The sequence below is a fragment of the Thermomonas sp. genome (assembly GCF_019104945.1).
Lineage (GTDB): Bacteria > Pseudomonadota > Gammaproteobacteria > Xanthomonadales > Xanthomonadaceae > Thermomonas.
Window position 1 is genome coordinate 20,553 of the sequence record NZ_JAHRWW010000013.1, and the last position, 16,009, is coordinate 36,561.

The following is a 16,009-nucleotide window of genomic DNA, read 5'->3' on the forward strand; positions in this document are numbered from 1 at the left end:
CCACTTCTACGGGCCTATAGCTCAATGGTTAGAGCAGAGGACTCATAATCCTTTGGTTCCAGGTTCGAGTCCTGGTGGGCCCAGAATCACGCACAGCACCCCCCTATGAAAATCCCGCACTTTGCGGGATTTTTTGTGGGCCCGAATCTACGCCCACAGCCCCTGACAGATTCCGCTTGCCGCTCAAAGATAAACGTAGTAACGTTACTACGTTGAAGCACTACAAGAGGCGCATCATGGCCGTCACAACCTTATCTAGCCGGGAGCTCAATCAGGATGTCACCCACGCTAAGAAGGCCAGCAAGCACGGCCCGGTGATCATCACGGATCGCGGCAAGCCTGCGCATGTGCTACTGAGTTTTGAGGACTACCAGCGACTAACGAAACAACGGCGCAACATCGCCGATGCGCTGACGATGCCTGATGCTGCGGATATTGCGTTTGATCCACCCAAAGCCATTATTAAAGCCAAACCGGCCGATCTCACATGATGTATGTGCTCGACACCAATGTGCTGTCCGAGTTACGTAAGGTGCGGCTTGGTAAGGCCAATGTGAATGTAGCGGCATGGTCGGAAAGCGTTGATGCCGCCGATCTCTTTCTATCGGCCATCACCATCATGGAATTAGAGCTTGGCGTTCTGTCGATTGAACGCAAGGATGCCGCCCAGGGCGCTGTCTTGCGCACATGGTTGGAACGACAGGTCTTGCCTGAGTTTTCCGAACGCATATTGCCGGTTGATACAGCTGTCGCGCAGCGCTGTGCTCGTTTGCATGTCCCCAATAAACGCAATGAGCGTGACGCTCTCATCGCCGCAACTGCACTGGTTCACGGCATGACCGTCGTCACACGCAACGTGGCCGACTTCGAGCCCTCGGGCGTAGCTATCGCCAACCCATGGGAGCCGCTGCCGTAATTCTCTCCGGCACCTGCTTCCACTGCCAAAGCAGTGTGGTGGATTGCTCATTGCTTGCTAAACACAACTACCGCAGCTGCAACCACGCATCCAGCGCCGCCTGCGGCATAGGCCGTGCATAAAGAAACCCCTGCACCAAATCGCAGCCTTCTTGCACCAATACTGCCCACTGTGTCTGTGTTTCAACACCTTCGGCCACCACGCGCAGATCAAGGCTATGGCCCATCGCGATCATGGCGCGGCAGATCGCTGCGTTGGAGGGGTCGGTGTCAATATCACGCACAAACGCGCGATCAATTTTGATCTGCGCCAGCGGCAGGCGTTTGACGTAATTAAACGACGAATAGCCCGTACCAAAATCATCCAACGAAAAGCGGATGCCGTGCTCGCGTAGCTGCAGCATTGTGGCGATCGCTTGTTCAATATCCCCCAGCAGCATGCTTTCGGTAATTTCGAGTTTGAGCTGCTCCGGGTTGATACCGCTTGTGTGCACGATATTGCACACGTTCTGCACAAAATCAGCTTGATAGAACTGGCGCGCACTGACATTCACCGCCATCCACAGCCCGGCATAGCGCGATTCGTCTTGCCAGCGCCGCAGCGTGCGGCACGCTTCCTCTAGCACCCAGCGCCCAAGTGCAATAATGAGGCCGGTTTCTTCCGCCACAGGAATAAATTCCCCCGGCGGCACCAAGCCACGTTGCGGGTGATTCCAGCGGATCAATGCCTCAACACCCACGCAACGCCCGGTTACATCCAACTGCGGCTGGTGGTAAAGCTCAAACGCGCCATTCTCTAAACCATCGCGCATCGCGCTTTCCAGCAGCGCGCGCGCATTGATGCTGGCTTGAATTTCAGGGTCATAAAACCGCATCGTGCCGCGCCCCGAACTCTTGGCCTGATACATGGCAAGGTCAGCGCGTTTGAGCAGCTCACTGGCATCTACATCATCACCACAGAACAACGCGATACCAAGGCTGGCGCTGTTTTCATACGACACACCATCAAGCACGAAGGTTTGCGCCAGCGTGGCCAGCACTTTTCCTCCCATTCTCTGCGCCTGCTGCACCGCCAGTTCTGGTTGTTCGTCCAACTGCTGCATCAACAACACAAACTCATCGCCACCAAGCCGCGCCACAGTATCGCTGGCCCGCGTCACCCGCTGTAAGCGCTCGGCCACGTCGATCAGCAGACGATCGCCCATTTCGTGGCCTTGCGTGTCATTGATAATTTTGAAACGGTCTAAGTCTAAGTACAGCAGCGCGCACTGCTTTTTGCTGCGGGCACTATGGGCAATCGCCTGCTCTAGCCGATCAAACAGCAGGCGACGGTTGGGCAAATGCGTGAGTGGGTCGAAGAATGCCAGTTGGTAGGCTTGCTCCTCGGCCTCTTTGCGGTTGGCAATATCGCGTACCGCGCAATACAGCACATTGCGCCCGTTCATTTCAATTTTGGCTAGAGTCACTTCCGCTGGGAATGATGAGCCGTCATAGCGAAGGTGCTCCCATTCAAAACGGTGAACACCATCACGCAACGCCAGCCGCACCATTTGGTTGGCCTTTTCTCCAGACCCCTGCCCGTCGGGCTGGGTGAACGGTGAAATGGCTACCGGGCTTGTCGGGAAATCTTCAAATCGTGCATAACCAAAAATGGTCAACGCCGCACGGTTACAGTCAATAAACCGGCCGTCTTCCAGCAACAAGCAAGGGTCAGGAGAGTGGTTGAACAAATCGCGAAAGCGCTGCTCGCTATCTTGCAGCACCTGTGCTTGCTGCTCTACTTCACGCAACAATTCCAGCAACATCACACGCCAACTTTCGGCGTCCATTTTTGGCAACGCCGACGCCTCTGCTAATAAATGCAGCATCTGTTTGATCGACGATGTGGGTGAAATCCCCGCAGACGGCATGGTGTCATCCTATTTCTTATAGATAACGTAATTCCTATTGAGAAACAGGACAAGATGAGGACAAGGCATAATGCACAACTCCGCCCGCTGGAACTACGCATGCTGCTTGACACTGTTGAACACGAAACCGGCCCCAACCCGCAGTGGGCGGTGCTGTGGCTGCACGGCTTGGGGGCCGATGGCAACGATTTCGCGCCAATCGTGCCGGAACTGGTGCGCAAGGACTGGCCCGCACTGCGCTTTGTGTTTCCGCATGCGCCGGTGCGCGCGGTCACCATCAATGGCGGTGCGCGGATGCGCGCGTGGTACGACATTCGCGACTTCGATCTTGAAAGCCGCGCCGACCTCGCCGGGGTCGATGAATCCATTCGCCAAGTGGACGCGCTGATTACGCACGAAGTCGAGCGCGGCATCGCGCCCTCGCGCCTGCTGCTGGCCGGGTTTTCACAAGGCGGCGCGATCACGCTGGCGGCTGGGCTTGCCCGACAGCAACCACTTGCCGGGCTGATTGCGCTTTCCACCTATCTACCGATGCCCATCACCACCGCGCAGGAGCGCCTGCAGCCGCAGGCCCACACGCAGCCTCTGTTTATGGCCCACGGCGTGTTTGACCCGGTGGTGCCGCCCGCAGCGGGTGAAGCAGGCATGCAGGCCATGCGCCGCTTTGGGTTTGAACCGCACTGGCGCCGCTACCCGATGCAGCACCAGGTCTGTGCGGAAGAAATCAGCGACCTTGGCGACTGGATGACGGCGCGCTTTGCTGCCGTTCAGGGGTGACGCGCCGCGCGCGTGCCGCTACCATCCTAGGTTGATGTACGGATGACGCTGTTCGGGGAGAAAGAGCACGCCATGACCGCCCAAGCTTTGCGCGTTTTGATTGTGGACGACGAGCCACTGGCGCGGCTGCGCCTGCGCGGCCTGTTAGAGGCGCACACCAATGTGGCGGTGGTGGGCGAGGCCGACAACGGCCACGCAGCGCTGAGCGCGATGCCAACACTGCAACCTGACGTAGTGCTGCTAGATATCGCGATGCCCGGCCTCAACGGTCTTGAAACCGCCCACCAGCTCCACCTGCAGCCCGCACCACCGGCGATCATCTTTTGCACGGCCTACGACGAACACGCGCTGGCCGCGTTTGAAGCGCAGGCGCTGGATTACTTGGTAAAGCCGGTGCGTGGCGAACGCCTCAGCGCCGCGCTCGACAAAGCCCGCACCTATCTCGCTGGCCGTGGCCAAGCCCAAGCCGCGCCTTCTGCAGCACGACGCACCCACCTTTGCGCGCGCCTGCGCGGCAGTCTGCGGCGCATTCCCATTGGCGATATTTACTCTCTTCAAGCCGATGAAAAATATGTCGTGGTGCGCCATGCGCGCGGTGAAGATTTGATTGAAGAGTCACTGAAATCGCTGGAAGTGGAATTTGCCGATGTGTTTATCCGCATCCACCGCAATTGTTTGGTGGCACGCAGCGAAATCACCGAGCTGCGCCGCTCGCCGGAAGGGCATACCTTTGCCGTGCTGCGCCACGTCGAAACGCCGCTGGAAATCAGCCGCCGCTGCCTTACCCCGCTGCGCGACGCGCTTCACCACCTATAAACGCGCGTCTCGGGCGATAATAGGCCGATGGAAAGCCTTCGTATCGCCACCCGCAAAAGCCCGCTCGCCCTTTGGCAAACCGAACACGTCGCGCAGTGCCTGCGCGCAGCCCATCCGGGCCTACAGGTAGAACTGGTGCCACTGAGCACACGCGGCGATGAAATTTTAGATCGCTCGTTGGCCGCGATTGGTGGCAAGGGCTTATTTTTGAAAGAGTTGGAAATCGCCATGCAGCGCGGTGATGCCGACTGCGCCGTGCACTCGCTCAAAGACGTTCCGATGGAGCTTGAGCCTGGCTTTGCTTTACCCGCGATCCTGCCGCGCGCCGACTATGCCGATGCGTTTGTCAGCAATCAATTTGAAACACTGGCCGCGCTGCCACAGGGCGCGCGCGTGGGTACTTCATCACTCCGCCGTCAGGCGCAGCTGCGTGCGCTACGCCCTGATTTAGAGCTGCTGGACCTTCGCGGCAACGTCAACACACGCCTCGCCAAACTCGACGCGGGCGATTACGACGCCATCGTACTGGCCGTTGCCGGGCTATCGCGCTTAGGGTTTGATGGCCGCATCCGCAGCCGCCTCGACGCACCTCACTGGCTGCCCGCACCCGCACAGGGCGCCATCGCCGTTGAATCACGCGATGACGACCCGCGTGTGCTGCAGCTCTTCGCCGCACTCAACGACACCGCAACCCGCACCTGCGTGGAAGCCGAGCGCGCGATGAACCGCGCCCTGCATGGCAGCTGCCACGTGCCGGTGGCCGCGCTGGCCCAGCTCGATGGCCAGCAACTGCATTTGCAGGGCTTGGTGGGGTCTGCACAAGACGGACACAGCGTGCGCGCACAGGCGCAAGGCCCTGCAGATACCGCAGAAGCACTGGGCGTGCAGGTGGCCGACATGCTTTTGGCGCAAGGCGCGCGTGCGCTGATCGACGCCAGTTAAAACGCGTATTTCAAATTCAGCGTGGCGTCGGTTTTGTTGCGGCTGCGAACATCGCTATCGCGCCGCATTTCAACACCCGAGCTCAGCGTGAGATCGGGCATCAATTCCGTTTTGAACAGCAGGCTGTTGCGCAAATACACGCCGCTTTGCCCGGTTTCCACCTTGGTGGTTTGCGAAAGCCGAGTGCGCGTGCCGAGTGCGTGGCTCCATTCCACCTGCCCACGCAAAATTGGCCCGGTGCCTGCGGTGCCATCATCGGCGTAACCCTGCATGCGGTAGCCGGTATCCACCGCTACGCGCACGCTGGTATCACGGGTTTTCAGCGCTTGAATGCCGTATTGCATACCCACACGCGCATTGCTGCCCTGTGCTTTCACCCAATCACGACGTTCATTGGAAAATTTCAGGCTACCACCCGCGCCCGGCAGATCGTCGGCACCGACCCGGCGCTGCCCGCTCGGAATTTGCGGCATCGCCTCTACCTGCCATTCATTACCCACGCAGCTGGCGCGCAGGCAGCGCGGCGGATCCACCAAGCGCTGCGCTACTTCCGCAGGCAAGATAGAAACAGGCGCATTCGCGATGATCGCTGGCGGCGCAGACAGCGCCAGCCACAGTAAAGGCAGCATGGGCGTTGCAGATTGAGGGGTTGCGAGTGATTCTAGCCCGCTTTATAGCGGCAGAACCTGAACCGCTCCCGCATAATCGGCCAATGGACCGCTACGAACGCATCATCGCCATCCACCGCACACTGCAGGCCGCGCGCCTGCCGGTGCCCGTCAACCGCCTGCAAGAAGCGCTGGGCTGCTCGCGCGCCACCGTTTACCGCGACATTGCTTTTTTACGCGACGCGTTGATGGCACCGGTTATCGGTGACGGCGATGCCGGCTTCAGTTACGACCGCAGCGACACCGAGCGCTTCGAGCTGCCCGGCCTATGGCTCAATTCGGAAGAACTGCACGCCCTGCTCGCCGCGCAGCAACTGCTGGCGCGCAGCAGCGGCGGCATTCTTTCCGACGCACTCGCGCCCCTGCAAGAACGCGCAGAAAAATTACTCGACGCACAATCGGGCGGTAAGCGTTGGCCGCTGGAACGCGTGCGGGTCATCCCGCACCGCATCCGTAAAATGGACGAACACAGCTTCCGCATCGTGGCCTCGGCCGTGCTGCAGCGCCTGCGCTTAAGCTTCGACTACCGCGCGCGCTCCACCAACGACACCACCCGCCGCACGGTTAGCCCGCAGCGCCTCACGCATTACCGCGACAACTGGTATTTAGACGCTTGGGACGAAGACCGAGAAGCGCTGCGTAGCTTTTCCATCGACCGCATCCACGCCGCCAAACCGCTTGATGGCGTGGCCAAAGACGTGGCCGACGAAGACCTCAACACGCACCTTGCAGGCAGCTACGGTATTTTTTCCGGCACCCCCAAAGGCTGGGCCACGATCCGCTTTAGCCCCAAGGCAGCGCGCTGGGTGGCCGATGAACACTGGCACTCGCGCCAACAGGGACGGTTTTTGCAGGATGGCAGCTATGAGCTTAAATTGCCTTATTCCGTCCCACGCGAACTTTTGATGGACGTATTGCACTACGGGGCCGATGCAGAAATCATCGAGCCAAAATCCTTACGCGAACAATTACGCACGCTGTTACAACTGGCAATCTCCAACTACGAGGACGCCTGATGACCGATACCGCCGCGCCCACTTCCCCCCCTAACCCAGCATCGCCATCCATCGCCCTGGCCCTTGGTGCGGGCGGCGCGCGCGGCTTGGCGCAAATCGGTGTAATCGAAGTGCTGCAAGAACGCGGCATGTATGTCGAAGCGGTGGCAGGCACCTCCTGCGGCGCGCTGGTGGGCGGCTGCTTTGCCGCAGGCAAGCTCACCGAACTGCGCGACTGGATGCTAAAAACCACGCGCAACGAAATGCTGCGCCTGCTCGATCCCGGCCTTGGTCGCCCTGCTATGTTCACCGGCAACCGCCTGTTGCGCACGCTGCGCGAAGTAATCGGTGAACCGCGCATCGAAGACATGCCCATCGACTTCACCGCCATTGCCGTGGATCTACTGCGCCAACGCGAAGTGTGGCTGCGGCAGGGGGATCTCTGGGATGCCCTGCGCGCTTCGTTCGCCATTCCCGGCATCTTCACCCCCATGCGCATTGGCGGCATGGAGCTGGTGGATGGCGGCCTGCTTGCACCGCTCCCCATCACCGCCACGCGCATCGCAGGCTCGCACCGCGTCATCGCGGTGGACATCCACGGCCGCCCGCAGCCACGCGCCGATGAACCGGTGCGTGAAATCAAAGCACAGCACGACGCCCCCGATCCCGGCGTGCTGGGACGCTGGATGGAACGCCATTTTGGTGATGACGGAAAAGTACCCACGCACCGTTTTGGTTTAATGGAAGTCATGGCGCGCGCGCTCGACACCATGCAGGAGCGCATCTCGCGCGTGCAGCTAGCGCTGGAGCCACCGGAGCTGCTGATCCACATCCCGCGTGATGCCTGCCAGTTCTATGAGTTTTGGCGCGGCGCGGAATTGATTGATATTGGCAGGCGCGAAGCCGACAAAGCACTGGATGCCGCCGGTTACTGAGTGTCGCAGTCTGTGAGACGGGCCTACGGCAAGCTGGCTCCACCGTCGAAACAGGAGCCCGCCCATGCTGTACCGCCGCCTTGATTCCTTCTTGCGCCAATGCGTCATCTTGGGCGCACTCGCCGTAGTGCTTATTCCAGAAGCACGCACGCACAGCGTTTGGTTTGGCTATCTACCGCTATGGTTGCTCGGTATGCCGCTGGTGGCGTGGTGGAGCCTGCGCCGCGTCATAACGGCTAAAGCGGCAAAGGGCTCTGCAGCGGCTCGATCACGCCCTCGCCGCGCGTCACCTTTTTGAACTCTGCGCGCGACACCGAGATATAGCGCTCGTTGCCGCCAATCTCCACCTGCGGGCCGTCCAGCACGGCGCGCCCGGCGGCATCGACGCGCATATTCATCGTGGCCTTTTTGCCGCTATGGCAGATGGTTTTGATTTCCGACAGCTCATCGGCCCACGCCAGCAGATATTGGCTGCCTTCAAATAATTCACCGCGAAAATCGGTGCGCAGGCCATAGCACAGCACCGGAATACGCAGTGCATCCACCACTTCCGACAATTGCCAGACTTGCGCCTTGGTCAAAAACTGCGACTCATCCACCAACACGCAGTGCAATGCCCCGTGGGCCGCAATATCGGCGGCCACCACGCGCTGCAGATCGGCGTCGCGGTCAAACGCAATGCCCTCCGCGCGCAGCCCAATGCGCGAGGCCACGGTGCCGCTGCCGGCGCGGTCGTCGAGTTTGGGGGTAAGAATGGCCACCCGCATGCCGCGCTCGCGGTAGTTATACGCGCTCTGCAGCAAGGTGGTGGTTTTACCGGCATTCATTGCCGAAAAATAGAAATACAACTTAGCCATGCACGGATTCTACCGGTGCACAAGGCTGGCGATCACCTCTTTTCGCACCCACAATAGCCCGAATGCATCACCCGTCTCTCCACGGCCTCAACCCGCCGCAACGCTCCGCCGTCCTCCACACCGAAGGCCCACTGCTGGTGTTGGCCGGTGCGGGCAGCGGAAAAACGCGGGTGATCGTTGAAAAAATCGCCCACCTCATTGGCACAGCCCGCTACCCAGCCAAACGCATCGCGGCGATTACCTTCACCAATAAATCCGCACGCGAAATGCGCGAACGCGTGGGCAAGCGCCTCAAAGGTGATGCGGCACAAGAGCTGACCATCTGCACCTTCCATGCGCTGGGGCTGAAAATCGTGCAGATCGACCACGCCAAACTTGGCCTGCGCCGCGGCTTTTCGATTTTTGACGCCGACGATAGCAGCGCGCAAATCAAAGACCTGCTGCCGCACGGCAGTAAACCCGACGTGATCGACGCGATGAAGCAGCTTATTTCGCGCGCGAAAAACGCCGGGCTATCGCCCGAGCAGGCTACCGAGGCCGCAGGTTCCCCGCGTGAGCGCGAAGCCGCGGCGCTGTACACGCGCTATCAGCAGCGCCTATCTGCATTCAATGCCGTGGATTTTGACGACCTGATTCGCCTACCGGTGCAGCTTTTAGAAAACGACATCGATGCGCGCGACGCTTGGCGCGAGCGCATCGGCTATCTTTTGGTGGACGAATGCCAAGACACCAACGACGCGCAGTATCGGCTGCTAAAGGCCATTGCCGGTGACGCCGGGCAGTTCACCTGCGTGGGTGATGACGATCAAAGTATCTACGCTTGGCGCGGCGCGAATCCCGACAATCTTTTAGCGCTGGGCACCGACTATCCTGCGCTTGAAATCATCAAGCTGGAGCAAAACTACCGCTGCAGTAACCGCGTGCTGCGCAGCGCCAATGCGCTAATCGCCAACAACCCGCACGAACACCCAAAGACATTGTGGAGTGACGCTGCCGACGGTGAGCGCATCTGCGTATGGGAATGCCGCGACGCTGCTCATGAGGCCGATAAAGTCGCCGCTGAAATTCAGTTTGTGGCGCAAAAGGCCACACCGCCCAACGGTACCCCGCCGTGGGGTGAATTCTGCATTTTGTTTCGCGGCAACCACCAAAGTCGTGCGCTGGAAAAAGCCCTACAGCTGCTGCGCATTCCCTACCATCTCTCCGGCGGCACTGCCTTTTTGGATCGCGGCGAAGTCAAAGACGCGCTGGCGTGGCTGCGCCTTTTGGCTAACCCGGAAGACGACGCCGCCTTCCTGCGTGCGGTGCAATCGCCCAACCGTGGCGTAGGCGCGGGCACTTTGGCTAAATTGGGTGAGCTGGCCGCGCAGAAGCATCTTTCGCTGGCCCGCGCTGCCGAATCGATGGCCATCGCGCAGCAACTTCCGGCACGCGCCGCTAACGCGCTGCAGGGGTTTTCCAGCATCCTGCACGGCCTGCGCAGCGATGCCCACACGCTGCCCCCGGCCGAACTGGTGCGCAAACTCAACGAACGCTCCGGCCTGCTCGCCGCGCTGCAGGCCAGCTGCAGCAATGAAGCCCAGTTCAAACAACGCCGCCGCAACTTAGACGAACTTGCCGACTGGTTCGATGGCCCCAAGACCTCCACCCCCGGCGAACTGGCCGCCGCGCTCGCCCTGCTCAGCCATGCCGACAAAGGCGATGCGGGCAACCAAGTGCGGCTGATGAGCATGCACGCCGCCAAGGGGCTAGAGTTCCGCTTCGTGTTTATTGTTGGCGTGGAAGACGGCAACCTGCCGCACGAAGCCAGCCTTGAAGAAGGCCGTCTCGATGAAGAGCGCCGCCTATTCTATGTGGGCATCACCCGCGCCAAGGAGCGGCTGTGGCTGTCCTATGCGAAAGAGGCGCAGCGCTGGGGCGATAAGCTTCGGCTTTCCCCCAGCCGCTTCATTGAAGAACTACCCAGTGCTGAACTGCAACGCGACGGCACCGACCCCGAGGCCGATGCCCAGCGTAAAGTAGAGCGCCGCAACGCCAGCCTTGCGAATATCCGCGCCATGCTGGCCGACTAACCTTCCTGCCGTGCTCCAACGGAGACCCTTATGCCCCGCCTGCTGCCCTTCGCCCTCGCCCTTCTCCTTTCTGCCTGCGCCAGCACCGGCATTCGGCCGCACACGGCGGCTTCGGAAGTGCGCGACATCCAAGATTTAGGCGTCATTGCCAGCGCCTTGGCTGAATCACCCAAGCGCACTCTGCTGGTGCTCGACATCGACGACACCCTGCTCACCTCCGATCACTTTTTCGGCAGTGATAAATGGTACGACTGGCAAAAAACCCTACCTGCAGGTGACCCCGGCAAAGTGCCCTGCCTGTTCGACGTGATTTCACTCAATTACGAAACCGGCACCCAGCGCCCCACCCAGCCCAACGCCGCGCAGTTGGTCAACGCACTCAACGTCGATAAGCTGATGTTGACCTCGCGCAACCCGCTGTACCGTGGCGGCACCCAGCGCACCTTGCACGACAACGGTTTCACCCTGCCCGCGATGCTCGGCCAGCAGAACGACGGAAGCAGTTGGGATTTCCGCAAATCACCCGATGCCGCGCCGGTGCGCGTGGTGTACGACAACGGCATTTTCATGACCACCGGGCAAGACAAGGGCAAGGCCCTGCTCAGCCTGCTGCAACGTCTAAAGCTGCACTACGACCGCGTGCTCTTGGTGGATGACGGCGAACGCAATATCACCCATATGCGTGACGCGCTGCAGGCCGCAGAGATCGACTACCTCGGCTTGCACTACACCCGCATCAGCAAGCAGATCAGCGAAGAAGACGCCGCATCCGGCCGCAGCGGCTGGCAGGCGTGGCGCGCGCTACTGGCCACCAATTACCCAGAGCGCCTGCAGGCTTTTGAACGCGGACAGTGCAGCTATTGATATAAATCAATAAGTTAAGATAAATACATATACTATTGCATTAAGATAAATCTCGCGTTACTCTGCGGCATCCGGCGCCATGCCGGAACCATGCCACAACCGCAATGTCCTCCGGCTTCGCCGGACTTGAAGGAGACTTCGGTCTCCTTTTTTCTTTGCCAAACTTGCATCCAGCCCGCAGGCCATGGACACTCCGCCCCATGACCGCCGGGATCCGTTACCCGCTTGCCGCCTGCTTGCTAGCCTTTGCGCTGGCCCTGCTTGCTGCCTGCCAGCCCGCTCCCGATGGCGCGCCTACGCGCAGCCAGCACGGGGCTACGGCCGTTCCCGAGGCCGCCGAGCGCCCGGTAGATGCGGTGTACTTCCTGCGCGACCGCTTGCTGGCCCGCGATGGCGCGGGGTTTGCCAAGATCGCTGTTCCGCCTGAGCTCTACGCGCCGCTTGAGACCGCGTGGAGTGCTGGCCGTAGCCGCTGGCCTTTGGATGAGCTGCCGCTGGATGCGCGCATTCCGCGCATGCTCGCCGCCCTGCAGGCGCCCAATGCCGACAAGGCCTTGATGAAAACCTTCAAGCGCCAATTTGCCGGAGCCGACGCCGATATCGACCAAGCCGTTCGCACCCTTGTGGTGTTCGGCAGCGGCTATATCGAAAAAGACCCCAGTTATAACGACGAAGAACGCAAGCACACCGCGCAGGCCCTACATGCTATTGGCCGCTGGGCCGTAGCCGCGCCGCTGGCCGACCCCAAACGCGCGCAGCCATTTTTCTCCGCGCTGAGCGCTGCGGCGGTGCGCACCGGCATCGACGGCCGCGGTAAATGGCAGCCGTTTATCAGCCTTGGCATGACCCAAAGCCTGAACCGGCTATCGCCTTTTTTCGCCACGCTCATTGCCCAGCTGCGCGAGCAGTACGGCCTTGATATTGATGCCAGCCTGCGCAGCGTTCACGTCACCCTGCTGCAACAACTCGACGACCGCGCCACCTTGCGCCTGCAATACACCCTTGCTGGGCAAGAGATCGACGCACTCTTGCCCGCTGTGCGTCTCCATAACCGCTGGTATCTAGAGGAGTATGTGCAGCGCGCGGAGCTTTCCGCCGCGGGCATCTCGCGTTAGTCTGCACAGGTTGAGCCTGCAGGCGCCGCTGCTGCAGGAAATAGGTGAAATTCATCACAGGATGGCTATGGCTCAGGACAATGGTGGTCACGATAGCGAACAGACCGGCTTGGCAAATTTTGCCGGCGCGGGGCTATCGATCGTGGCGGCAACAGACCTGCGAAAAACCGCCGCCGCGCTGCTTACTGGGCTGAGCGATAACGGCCTTACGGCTACCGCCGTGGTCTGGACCGAGCTTGGTGAGCTGCTGTTTGAACCACCTAGTGCCGCCACCGCCGGAAACACCCAAGTGGCCACCGCACTGTTTTCCGGGCGCCCACTGAAAGAAGCCTCGCTTCCCGACGCGCGCCTGCTCACACCCGAAGGGGCCAGCGTGGCCGAAGCCGCCTTACTTGCCCCCACCGGCCAGCTGCAGCAGCCTACGCCTAGCCAAGCGCGGCTGTTAGCGCTAGCGGCGCGCCGCCTGTCGGAACTGCTGTCTATCCAACGTCTGCAGGCGGCCGTTCAAGACCTTGAGCAAGCCGAGCAGCTGCAGCATGCGCTGTTTGCCATCGCCGACATGGCCACCTCCGACCGCGACATGCAAAGCCTGCTGCGCGGCCTGCACCAGATCGTCGGCAAGCTGATGTATGCGGAAAACTTCTTTATTTCGCTATACGACAAGTCGCGGCAAACCCTGCGCTTTATCTATTTCGTTGATGAAATGGATGACGGCATGTATTCGCCCGAGTTTGAAATCCCGGTGTCGCAGCTGGCCAATAGCGTGACGCTGGGCATTATTCGCCACGGTCGTGCGGTACACGGCTCTTCGGAGGAAATCGCGGCGCAGCTAGGGCTTTCAACAGTAAATACTGTGGGCACTCCTTCCGTCGATTTCATGGGTGTACCCATGCGCCGTGGTGGTGAAACCGTGGGTGCTCTGGTGGTGCAAAGCTATCGCGAAGGCATCTACTTCACCCAATCCGATCTTGCCGTCTTGGGTTTTGTGGCCGAACATGTACTCAATGCCGTGGAGCGTAAACGCGGCCAAGAAGAATTAGAACAACGTGTAGCCGACCGCACGCTGGAGCTTGCCAAGACCAATATTCAGCTGCATGAGCAAATGCGCGAGCGCGAGCGCGATGCTCACCTCCAAGCCACGCTCTACAAAATTGCCGAACTGACCAACGCGCAAAAAAGCGACGCCGAGTTCTACCAAGACCTGCATCGCGCAGTGTCTGAGGTGATCAACGCGGAAAATTTTTACATCGCCCTGCTTTCGGAAGACGGGAACCGTCTGCTGTTCCAATACTCCGTTGATGCGACTGATGAGATTCGCAGTGAGCGCCCCTTCGGCAAGGGGATGAGTGAATATGTCATCCGCAGCGGGCATACCGTTTTGATCGACGCCGCAGGCGTGCGCGCACTGGTGACCAGTGGCGAAGTTGATGCCCAGCGCAATACCCAACCTGCTGCGTCTTGGCTGGGTGCACCGCTGCTAGGCAGCGCCGGCGCACTCGGCGTCGTCGTGGTACAGAGCTATCACGAGGATCGCCTGTATAGCAGCAAAGACGCCGATATCCTCACCTTCGTTTCGCATCAAATCGCCAGCAGTTTGGAGCGCCGCAAACAAGCCGAGGCGCTGCGCAATCTCAATGCCGAACTGGAAGAACGCGTGCAGGTACGCACCCGCGAGCTGCGCCGAGAAATTAGCGTGCGTGAGGAAATCGAAGCCCAGCTCAAGCACCAGGTGATGCACGACCCACTCACCGGCCTGCCCAACCGCGTGTATTTGCGTGACCGGCTCGAGCGCGCACTCTCGGCGCACCAGCGTACCCCCGAAAAGCACCCATTTGCGCTGCTCTATCTCGATGTTGATCGCTTCAAGCTGTTCAACGACAGCCTTGGCCACCAAGCCGGCGACATTATCTTGGGCGAGTTCTCCAAGCGTCTGCTGGAATGCGTGCGCGGGCCGGATATCGTCTCGCGCCTATCGGGCGATGAATTTGCCATTTTGCTAGAAGACGGCTTGCAACCCGCCACCGCCAGCAAGATCGCGCAGCGCATCCAATCGCGCATGCAAGACCCTATCCAAGTGGGCGACCGCACCGTGCAGGCCTCAGCCAGCATTGGTATTGCCGTGGGCCACCCGCGCTACCAAACCATCGACGAAATTCTGCACGATGCCGACGTGGCGCTGTACCGCGCCAAGGCCGCCGGCCGACAGCGCTTCATGCTGTTTGACGAGGCCCAGCAAAACTCCGCCATGAATGTGCTGGAGCTGGAGCTGGAGCTGCGCAACGCACTGCATTCGGGTGAATTTCTCGCCTACTTCCAACCCATCGTGCAGTTGGATGATGCAGAAGTGGTGGGCTATGAGGCACTGATCCGCTGGCAGCACCCGCGCCGCGGCCTACTGACGCCGGGGGATTTCCTGCCCGTGGCAGAAGAAAGCGGCCTCATCGAGGCCATCGACTGGCATATGTACCGGCTTGCCTGCCTTGCGGGCAAAGATCTGGCGCAAAAGGGTGGCTTCATCACCATCAACATTTCTGCCCGCCACTTCCAATACGACGACTTCGACCAGCGCCTACTGGACCTGCTGGCAGAAACCGGCTTCAACCCCGCCCAGCTGCGTATCGAAGTCACCGAAGGCACCTTGCTGGCCGACCCTGACGCCGTTGCGCGCACTTTGGAGCGCCTGCAAAACGCGCTGATTGGGGCGGCGCTGGACGATTTCGGCACCGGCTTCTCATCGCTCAGCCACGTCCACCGTTTCCCGCTGAAAACCATCAAGATCGACCGCTCGTTTATCCGCGACCTCGGCCAGCCCGATGAACGCCGCAGTCTGGCGATTATCGAGGCGGTCTTGAGTCTCGCTCGCTCGCTCAATCTCACCGTAGTGGCAGAGGGCGTGGAAACCGAAGCGCAGCGGAAAATCCTGCTGGGTTTGGGCTGCGTGCACGGGCAAGGCTATCTCTTCGGCAAGCCTTCCGCGCCCGATCACTGGTTGGAATCGGCTGAATAAGGCCGTTTTCGGCGTTATTCGGCGATAATGACGGCAATGTCTAAGCCACACCCTCCCGCACAGGTTGGTCTGTTCGACCCACCGAACCCAGAAAACCCCGCCGCTGAGAGCGCTGCAGGCGGCCCGGCTGTACCCG

14 protein-coding genes and 1 tRNA gene are annotated in these 16,009 nt (G+C 60.4%); 12 read left to right on the forward strand and 3 right to left on the reverse strand.

Annotated elements, in window-relative coordinates; all coding sequences use genetic code 11:
- Window positions 1-10 precede the first annotated feature (10 nt).
- From KUL77_RS03495 to KUL77_RS03505, 3 genes are all read left to right on the forward strand, one after another.
- Window positions 11-83: transfer RNA gene (locus KUL77_RS03495), tRNA-Ile, on the forward strand.
- A gap of 153 nt (window positions 84-236) precedes the next feature.
- Complete coding sequence (locus KUL77_RS03500) at window positions 237-491, forward strand: type II toxin-antitoxin system Phd/YefM family antitoxin (RefSeq protein WP_297143698.1); 255 nt, start codon at window positions 237-239, stop codon at window positions 489-491.
- Window positions 488-916: a type II toxin-antitoxin system VapC family toxin gene (locus KUL77_RS03505; RefSeq protein WP_297143701.1), complete on the forward strand. Its 429-nt coding sequence runs from the start codon at window positions 488-490 to the stop codon at window positions 914-916. The genes KUL77_RS03500 and KUL77_RS03505 overlap by 4 nt, the downstream gene beginning before the upstream one ends.
- Before the next feature lie 67 nt (window positions 917-983).
- Here the strand turns inward: KUL77_RS03505 and KUL77_RS03510 are convergent, their stop codons facing one another.
- Complete coding sequence (locus tag KUL77_RS03510; RefSeq protein ID WP_297143704.1) at window positions 984-2,825, reverse strand: EAL domain-containing protein; 1,842 nt, start codon at window positions 2,823-2,825, stop codon at window positions 984-986.
- A gap of 99 nt (window positions 2,826-2,924) precedes the next feature.
- Here KUL77_RS03510 and KUL77_RS03515 point away from each other — a divergent pair, with 99 nt between their 5' ends.
- From KUL77_RS03515 to hemC, 3 genes are all read left to right on the forward strand, one after another.
- Window positions 2,925-3,602 carry a carboxylesterase gene (locus KUL77_RS03515; protein WP_297143706.1) on the forward strand — a complete coding sequence of 226 codons (678 nt, stop codon included), beginning with the start codon at window positions 2,925-2,927 and terminating at the stop codon, window positions 3,600-3,602.
- A gap of 72 nt (window positions 3,603-3,674) precedes the next feature.
- Complete coding sequence (locus KUL77_RS03520) at window positions 3,675-4,418, forward strand: LytTR family DNA-binding domain-containing protein (RefSeq protein WP_297143709.1); 744 nt, start codon at window positions 3,675-3,677, stop codon at window positions 4,416-4,418.
- 27 nt (window positions 4,419-4,445) lie between these two features.
- A complete protein-coding gene (gene hemC, locus KUL77_RS03525) occupies window positions 4,446-5,360 on the forward strand; it encodes a hydroxymethylbilane synthase (RefSeq protein ID WP_297143712.1) in 915 nt (304 codons plus the stop codon).
- Here hemC and KUL77_RS03530 read toward each other — a convergent pair.
- Window positions 5,357-5,989, reverse strand: coding sequence for a DUF481 domain-containing protein (locus KUL77_RS03530; protein WP_297143714.1), 633 nt, complete (start codon window positions 5,987-5,989; stop codon window positions 5,357-5,359). The genes hemC and KUL77_RS03530 overlap by 4 nt on opposite strands.
- An 83-nt stretch (window positions 5,990-6,072) precedes the next feature.
- Here KUL77_RS03530 and KUL77_RS03535 point away from each other — a divergent pair, with 83 nt between their 5' ends.
- Both KUL77_RS03535 and KUL77_RS03540 read left to right on the forward strand, forming a co-directional pair.
- Window positions 6,073-7,044, forward strand: a complete 972-nt coding sequence (locus KUL77_RS03535) for a YafY family protein (RefSeq protein ID WP_297143717.1) — start codon at window positions 6,073-6,075, stop codon at window positions 7,042-7,044.
- Entirely contained in the window at window positions 7,044-7,958 is a 915-nt protein-coding gene (locus KUL77_RS03540) for a patatin-like phospholipase family protein (protein WP_297143720.1), read from the forward strand. Before KUL77_RS03535 ends, KUL77_RS03540 begins: the two co-directional genes overlap by 1 nt.
- A gap of 236 nt (window positions 7,959-8,194) precedes the next feature.
- On the opposite strand, the gene KUL77_RS03545 is transcribed toward KUL77_RS03540, so the two are convergent.
- A complete protein-coding gene (locus KUL77_RS03545) occupies window positions 8,195-8,815 on the reverse strand; it encodes a thymidine kinase (RefSeq protein ID WP_297143723.1) in 621 nt (206 codons plus the stop codon).
- Window positions 8,816-8,877: 62 nt separating this feature from the next.
- Between KUL77_RS03545 and KUL77_RS03550 the strand changes: the two genes are divergently transcribed.
- The 4 genes from KUL77_RS03550 to KUL77_RS03565 all read left to right on the forward strand — a co-directional run bounded on the left by KUL77_RS03550 (window position 8,878) and on the right by KUL77_RS03565 (window position 15,873).
- Window positions 8,878-10,887, forward strand: a complete 2,010-nt coding sequence (locus KUL77_RS03550) for a UvrD-helicase domain-containing protein (protein WP_297143725.1) — start codon at window positions 8,878-8,880, stop codon at window positions 10,885-10,887.
- 30 nt (window positions 10,888-10,917) lie between these two features.
- Window positions 10,918-11,751 carry a DUF2608 domain-containing protein gene (locus KUL77_RS03555; RefSeq protein ID WP_297143726.1) on the forward strand — a complete coding sequence of 278 codons (834 nt, stop codon included), beginning with the start codon at window positions 10,918-10,920 and terminating at the stop codon, window positions 11,749-11,751.
- A gap of 200 nt (window positions 11,752-11,951) precedes the next feature.
- Complete coding sequence (locus KUL77_RS03560; RefSeq protein WP_297143727.1) at window positions 11,952-12,866, forward strand: hypothetical protein; 915 nt, start codon at window positions 11,952-11,954, stop codon at window positions 12,864-12,866.
- Between the two features lie 67 nt (window positions 12,867-12,933).
- Window positions 12,934-15,873: an EAL domain-containing protein gene (locus KUL77_RS03565; RefSeq protein ID WP_297143729.1), complete on the forward strand. Its 2,940-nt coding sequence runs from the start codon at window positions 12,934-12,936 to the stop codon at window positions 15,871-15,873.
- The last annotated feature ends 136 nt before the right edge of the window (window positions 15,874-16,009 follow it).

Bases quoted from the DNA above. Each gene is read 5' to 3' on its own strand.
- KUL77_RS03510 (WP_297143704.1), bottom strand. From the start codon at position 2,825: ATGCCGTCTGCGGGGATTTCACCCACATCGTCGATCAAACAGATGCTG.
- KUL77_RS03520 (WP_297143709.1), top strand. From the start codon at position 3,675: ATGACCGCCCAAGCTTTGCGCGTTTTGATTGTGGACGACGAGCCACTG.
- KUL77_RS03550 (WP_297143725.1), top strand. From the start codon at position 8,878: ATGCATCACCCGTCTCTCCACGGCCTCAACCCGCCGCAACGCTCCGCC.
- KUL77_RS03540 (WP_297143720.1), top strand. From the start codon at position 7,044: ATGACCGATACCGCCGCGCCCACTTCCCCCCCTAACCCAGCATCGCCA.
- KUL77_RS03560 (WP_297143727.1), top strand. From the start codon at position 11,952: ATGACCGCCGGGATCCGTTACCCGCTTGCCGCCTGCTTGCTAGCCTTT.
- KUL77_RS03545 (WP_297143723.1), bottom strand. From the start codon at position 8,815: ATGGCTAAGTTGTATTTCTATTTTTCGGCAATGAATGCCGGTAAAACC.
- hemC (WP_297143712.1), top strand. From the start codon at position 4,446: ATGGAAAGCCTTCGTATCGCCACCCGCAAAAGCCCGCTCGCCCTTTGG.
- KUL77_RS03500 (WP_297143698.1), top strand. From the start codon at position 237: ATGGCCGTCACAACCTTATCTAGCCGGGAGCTCAATCAGGATGTCACC.
- KUL77_RS03565 (WP_297143729.1), top strand. From the start codon at position 12,934: ATGGCTCAGGACAATGGTGGTCACGATAGCGAACAGACCGGCTTGGCA.
- KUL77_RS03530 (WP_297143714.1), bottom strand. From the start codon at position 5,989: ATGCTGCCTTTACTGTGGCTGGCGCTGTCTGCGCCGCCAGCGATCATC.
- KUL77_RS03515 (WP_297143706.1), top strand. From the start codon at position 2,925: ATGCTGCTTGACACTGTTGAACACGAAACCGGCCCCAACCCGCAGTGG.
- KUL77_RS03535 (WP_297143717.1), top strand. From the start codon at position 6,073: ATGGACCGCTACGAACGCATCATCGCCATCCACCGCACACTGCAGGCC.
- KUL77_RS03555 (WP_297143726.1), top strand. From the start codon at position 10,918: ATGCCCCGCCTGCTGCCCTTCGCCCTCGCCCTTCTCCTTTCTGCCTGC.
- KUL77_RS03505 (WP_297143701.1), top strand. From the start codon at position 488: ATGATGTATGTGCTCGACACCAATGTGCTGTCCGAGTTACGTAAGGTG.